This window comes from Chitinophaga sp. 01L420, from assembly GCF_056399985.1.
On the sequence record NZ_JBFTSK010000128.1, the window covers coordinates 1 to 1,037 of the forward strand.

The 1,037-nt window shown below is 45.2% G+C and carries 1 protein-coding gene; it reads left to right on the top strand.

The features are described from left to right. Positions 1-1,037, top strand: a 1,037-nt coding sequence (locus AC1DP6_RS36450) for an Ig-like domain-containing protein (RefSeq protein WP_477059305.1), incomplete at both ends; no start/stop codon positions are given.

The window sequence follows — 1,037 nt, forward strand, 5'->3', positions numbered from 1 at the left end:
GTGATATTTAGCGAGGCGGTGACTGGGCTTGTGATATTTAGCGAGGCGGTGACTGGGCTTACAGTAGCAGACTTTACATTAACCAATGCTACTGCTGCTACGCTTCAAACTACCGACAACATTACCTATACCATCGTCATCACGCCGATAACTGATGGAGCTGTCAGCGTTTCATTGCCAGCAAATGTAGCGGTGAATATTGGCGACAATGGCAACACTTCGAGCAACACGATTAGTGTAACAGCAGATGTGACGGCGCCGGTAGTAACACAGGTAAGTGTACCAGCAAATGGTTATTATAAAGCCGGTAGTGTGTTGAGCTTTACAGTGGCATACAGTAAAAATGTGCTCGTTAATACTACTGGCGGTGTGCCATCGATTAGTGTAAACATAGGTGGCACAAATGTTTCAGCGGTTTATAGTGGAGGTACCGGTACACAGAATTTATCCTTCAGCTACACTGTTCAGAATGGTGACCTGGATATGGATGGTATCACACTTGGGACTAGTCTGTTGCTGAATGGTGCAACTATCAGGGAYGCAGCGAATAATAATGCTGCYCTCCTCTTGAATAATATMGGTAATACCACGGGTGTATTCGTAAACACGGTACATCCAACTGTTACGTTGTCCACYRCTGCTGCGGCTATTGTCAATGCGCCGTTTACAGTGAATGTGGTATTTAGTGAGGCGGTGACTGGACTCACTGCGGGTGATTTCTCCCTGATAAATGCTACAGCAACTGCACTGCAAACCACCGACAACATTACTTATACCATCGTCATCACGCCGATAACTGATGGAGCTGTTAGCGTTTCATTGCCTGCAGATGTAGCGGTGAATATTGGCGACAACGGTAACACTGCCAGCAACACGATTAGTGTAACAGCAGATGTAATGGCACCGGTAGTTACACAGGTAAGCGTACCTGCAAATGGTTATTATAAAGCCGGCAGCACACTGAACTTTACAGTAAAATATAGTGAGAATGTGATAGTTAATATTACTGGTGGTGTGCCATCGATTAGTGTAAATAT